This window comes from Actinopolymorpha alba DSM 45243 (genome assembly GCF_000373925.1).
In the GTDB taxonomy this organism is placed as follows: Bacteria; Actinomycetota; Actinomycetes; order Propionibacteriales; family Actinopolymorphaceae; genus Actinopolymorpha; species Actinopolymorpha alba.
This window is the reverse complement of sequence record NZ_KB892719.1, coordinates 1-4702: the sequence shown is the minus strand read 5'-3', so window position 1 is coordinate 4702 and position 4702 is coordinate 1. Positions and strand designations below refer to the sequence as shown.

Annotated in this window: 7 protein-coding genes; 5 read left to right on the top strand and 2 right to left on the bottom strand. The window is 67.4% G+C overall.

Going from position 1 to position 4702, the window contains the following annotated elements:
- From B141_RS47085 to B141_RS0105640, 5 genes are all read left to right on the top strand, one after another.
- A partial coding sequence (locus B141_RS47085) for a zinc ribbon domain-containing protein (protein WP_157180821.1) occupies positions 1 to 179 on the top strand: 179 nt, incomplete at its 5' end.
- Positions 180 to 286: 107 nt separating this feature from the next.
- A complete protein-coding gene (locus B141_RS49015) occupies positions 287 to 1147 on the top strand; it encodes a hypothetical protein (protein WP_026256940.1) in 861 nt (286 codons plus the stop codon).
- A 19-nt stretch (positions 1148 to 1166) separates the two neighbouring features.
- Positions 1167 to 1847: a sortase domain-containing protein gene (locus B141_RS0105650; RefSeq protein ID WP_020574196.1), complete on the top strand. Its 681-nt coding sequence runs from the start codon at positions 1167 to 1169 to the stop codon at positions 1845 to 1847.
- A 20-nt stretch (positions 1848 to 1867) separates the two neighbouring features.
- Positions 1868 to 2332, top strand: a complete 465-nt coding sequence (locus B141_RS0105645; RefSeq protein WP_020574195.1) for an NUDIX hydrolase — start codon at positions 1868 to 1870, stop codon at positions 2330 to 2332.
- A gap of 258 nt (positions 2333 to 2590) precedes the next feature.
- The gene (locus tag B141_RS0105640; protein ID WP_026256939.1) at positions 2591 to 3385 is read left to right on the top strand and encodes a ferritin-like domain-containing protein; all 795 of its coding nucleotides are present in this window, start codon (positions 2591 to 2593) and stop codon (positions 3383 to 3385) included.
- 116 nt (positions 3386 to 3501) lie between these two features.
- On the opposite strand, the gene B141_RS39060 is transcribed toward B141_RS0105640, so the two are convergent.
- Positions 3502 to 4224 (bottom strand): pentapeptide repeat-containing protein, encoded by a 723-nt coding sequence (locus B141_RS39060; RefSeq protein ID WP_051113976.1) that lies wholly within the window; start codon positions 4222 to 4224, stop codon positions 3502 to 3504.
- A 166-nt stretch (positions 4225 to 4390) separates the two neighbouring features.
- A partial coding sequence (locus tag B141_RS39055; protein ID WP_026256938.1) for an HNH endonuclease signature motif containing protein occupies positions 4391 to 4702 on the bottom strand: 312 nt, incomplete at its 5' end.

The window sequence follows — 4702 nt, the reverse complement described above, 5'->3', positions numbered from 1 at the left end:
AGCAGTGCTCCGAGTGCGGCCACGTCGACAAGCGCAACCGTGTCGACCAGGGGCTTTTCATCTGCCGGAACTGCGGGGTCGTTGCCCACGCCGACCGGAACGCTTCCCACAACATCGCCCGCAAGGGCGAGGCTGTGTGGACTGCGGGGCGTGAGTCACGCGTCCCTGCCACCCCATAAGGAGTGTCTGGACGCAGGAGCCAACCCAGCAGCCAGTTGGGCGCTACCTCCAAGCCCGGTCCTTCAGGGCCGGGTTAAGTTGACCGCGTTTCCACATTGAGGGGAACATGAGCCTCCGTACCATCGTGTCTCCAGAGCAGGGTCGCGTCAGGCGGAGCGCCGGCGCCGTACTCCTTGGTTTGCTGCTGGCGACGATCGGCACCGCCATCGTCGTACAACCCGCATCAGCCGACCCGAAGCAGCCGAAGGGCGCCAACGGGTCGGTGAAGATCGACGGCGCGCCCGTCGACGAGAGCCCGGCCAACGAGCCGCACGTCGACTGCATCTTCGGGCTGCAGTTCTTCGGCTTCGACGAGGGCGTGGACGCCGTCGAGACGACGTTCTTCGGGTGGCCGCCGAGCGGTGACAAGAGCGTGGTGGAGCCGGTCGCCGGCCGGTCGTCGTTCACCTTCGACGGTGGCCGCCCACCGGGCAACACCCTCAACCACACCGAGATGTACGAGCTGGACACCAGCGGCCTGACGCCCAACAAGAAGGGCGAGGTGCACATCAAGGTCGACGTGACGGTGAACGACGCGGGCGGCAAGACCTTCCACAAGTACAAGGTGTTCTGGGTGAAGCCGTGCGAGTCGTCGGCCCCGTCGCCCAGCCCAACGGCGACGCCCACGCCGACCAGCACCCCCACGCCGACCAGAACCCCCACCGAAGGTCCCACGCCGACCACCACCCCCACGCCAACCACGGTTCCGTCGCCGACGGATGGCCCGACCCAGAGCCCAACGACGGAGCCGTCGCCGGTTCCGAGTGACAGCGCCACGCCGGTGCCCCGGCCCACGGCCTTCGAGGGTGGCATCTCCGCATCCGGCGGCTCGACCGGCGGCGAACCCGACGCCGGCAATGCGCTGGGTGGCGCCGCCCTCATCGCCTTCGGTGTGGGGCTTGCGGGAGTGGACTCACCCGACTGCTGAGGCCACAACCAGCCGGTCGATGATTCGCCGGCAGCCTCACTGGCTCGTCCTGACGCTGGCGTTGGGCGCGACCCTCGCTGTGGCCGCGGGCTGCGCCGGTCGGTCCGAACCCGAGACCGACCGGCAGTCCGCGGCTTCGGCCGTACGCACCGCGCAGCCCAGTCCCGGGGCGGCCAGCCCTGGCGAGGCCCGCCAGACCGACGACGCCGACGGCGCCGACGCGCACTCCAGCGTCCCGGCTCGGCTGGTCATTCCCAAGCTGCGGGTCAGCGCGACAGTCCATGGGATCGGCATGAGCAACGATCCGAAGGACCCGAGCTACCGGACGCTCGTACCACCAACAGATCCCGCGACGGTCGGCTGGTGGCAGGACGGCCCCAAGCCGGGCGCGGAGGTCGGAAGCGTCCTGATCGTGGGCCACACCAAGAAGGTCTCGGGCGTGGTCGGCGTCGGCGGTGGCGCGCTCGGACACATCAGCCGCCTGCGTCCGGGGGACCGGATCAACCTCTTCACCGACCGAGGCGTCGTGCGCTACGCGGTGACAGAAGTGACGGCCGGCAAGGAGTTCGGCCAGGTCGCGCAGGATGCCCATCGGATCGACGACCGTGCGTTTCCGGGAGGACGGCTGGTGCTGATCACCTGTTGGTACGACGGATCGAGGTTCACCGGCAACACCTTCGCCTTCGCCCGGCCGGTCTAGCCGGTGCCAGAATCGGGCCCGTGACTGTCGTGAACCAGAAACACCCACAGCGGGTCGGTGCGTACGCGGTCTGCGTCGACGACGGCCGGATCCTGCTCGCCAGGTTTGCCGAACCCGCTGGTCGGTGGACCCTTCCAGGCGGCGGCGTCGAGCATGCGGAGTACCCCGCTGACGGCGTGGTGCGGGAGGTTCTGGAGGAGACCGGTTACCAGGTTCGGGTACGGTCCCTGCTCGGCGTCCATACCGACGTGTGGAGCCGTTCGTCCGCCCCGTGGCGTCGTTCGCTCGCGGAGGTGCACGCCGTCCACATCCTGTACGAGGTCGCGGTCACCGGCGGCGAGCTACGCCACGAGTTGGACGGGAGTACCGACCAGGCGGCGTGGTTCGACCTCGACCAGGTGCCAGCGCTCCGCCAGGGGGTCTTGTTGAAGGTGGGCCTCGACCTCTACCACCGACGACCGGTGGACGGTCGCAGCGGTACGTAGGCGGTCCGAGGCCTGCTCGCGCCTGTGGCCCGTTCCGGTTTGAGCCTGTTCCGCTCTGAGCACTACTCCCGGCGGTGTAGGTCCGCGCCGAGATGTCGCCTGGTTCGGTAGTCGCAGAAGCCTCCCGACGTACGACGCCGCCGGGGCCCCTCAGCCCTGATCATCGTGACGTGATCGCAGCACGTAGATCGATCGGGCGGCGAACTGATGAAGGGAGGGCGGGGCCGCACCCTGACCGGTGGACGCTCCGCAGCTGAGATGGCCTTTGACATCGCCAAGTACACGCGTACGTCTCGGGGTGTGCAGTGGGATGACCTGCCATTGGAGGAGTTCCGGCGGCATCCGCTGCCGGCGGACACCTTGCGTAGCCTGCGCTATATGTGCGACGTGGAGTACCACACCGTCTGCTACCTGCGCGACATGCTGGTGACGCCCTCGCACAAGGATCCTGCCGTGACGGCCTTCATGACGATGTGGAACATGGAGGAGTTCTGGCACGGTGAGGCGCTGGCGGCCGTGCTTGCCATGCATGACGTTCGCATCGATTACGACGCGCTGAAGGCGGTACGTCTCAAGCGGGGTTGGCGGGAGCGGTTCGATCCCATCAAGCAGTCCATGCTCGCGAATCTCGTCGGCGAGGACTTCGTGGCGGTGCACATGTCCTGGGGCGCCGCCAATGAATGGTCGGCTATCACGGCCTACAACCGTCTGGCCGAATTGCAGGACCATCCGATTCTTGCGCCCCTCCTCGAACGCATTGCCAAGCAGGAGGCCCGGCACGTCGCCTTCTACGCGACACAGGCGCGGGAACGGCTCGCACGTAGCAGGAAGGCGCAGAAGCTGGCGAGGTTCGCCCTGCGGAAGTTCTGGGGCCCGGTTGGATCCGGGGTGATGGCCGAGTCAGAGGTGCGGCACGTGCTCGGGCACCTGATGAGCGGGCCGGACGGCCGGCGAGCCGCGCGGACGATTGACGATCACCTTCGCAGGCTGCCCGGTCTCGACGGGCTGCGGATCGTGGAGGACGCACTGGACGCGCGCGGAATCCCCGCGTAGACAGGGTTCCCGCCCGCATAGCTGTCCGCCCGCATAGCTGTCCGCCCGCATAGCTGTCCGCCCGCATAGCTGTCCGCCCGCAGGGCGGTCCGCCGCGGGGCGTTCCCCGCCGACCGCTAGCGGAGCTTGCTGCCGTCGCCGCTGGCCCTGCCGTCGCTGCTGCCGTCGCCGGACTCGATGAGGATGCCGAGCGCGTCGGCGAACGCATAGCTGAGGGAGACCAGATCGGTCGGGTCGATGATGGCGCCTTGGAGGCTGGTGACACTGCGGATTCCGTCCAGGACACAGTGGTGGAACCTCGCGCCGGCGAGCTTCGCCTGGGCGAACTGCGCACCGGTAAGGTCGCAGCCGCTGAAGACCACACCGCGAAGGTCGGCGTTGGTGAAATCGCCCTGCCGCAGATGACAGTCGACGAAGTGCACATTCTTGAACGTCGTGAACCGGAACTGCGCCAGGTCCATCCGGCACTCCCCGAACACCACGTCGCGAAGCGTGCCGTCGATCCACCGCAGCCCGGTGGCCCGAAGTCCACGCAGCGAGCAGCGGAGCAGAGACGACGTGCTGGCACTCACGTTGGCCAGGTCGGAGCTTTCGAACCGGCAGTCGGCGAAGATCGCCTTGGCGAGCGTACTGCCGTTCAGGTCGGTTCCGGTGAACTCACATTCCTCCACGTCCACCGACGTAGCGTCACGCTCTGACATATCGACCCGGGTGAAGGTGAGTCGCTGGAGTTGGGCCTCGTCTTCAACATCATGCTCGGGGAGTACGGCGGGGGCCAGCGTGCCGCGTATCCGGGGCTTCACCGGCGGCCGGGGTGTGCGCTGCTGTACAGATCCCATCTCGCTAGCCTATTCGGGCCCACTGACAAGGAGCAGCTTCCGGTGATGGCCGCGACCTGTTGGGCTCGCCACCCCGTCATCGACATGACGGCAAGCTCGAGAACCCTTCCTTTCAAGGGTTCTCGAGCCTGCTGTCTTGTTTGCTTGTCCCGCTTCTCCGTGCCGGTTAGAACGGCGGCGGGTCCGGATCGTCGGGTTCTACCGGATCGGTGAGGCGTGGTGGGGTCACCGTGTACTCCCGCCCGTGTGGATCGGTATATCGAAGGTGGCCTGGGCTGGTTTGTTCGACTTTCCAGTCGCCTTCGGTTTTGACGCGGTGGTGGCGTCGGCATAGTGGTGCCATGTCCGCGACGGAGGTTTCGCCGCCTTGGGCGTAGGGCTTGGTGTGGTCGAGGTCGCAGTTGATGGCTGGGCGTCTGCAGAGCATCCAGGTGCAGCGTTGGTTGAGTGACTGCACGAACTCTGCCGGGAGTCCGCG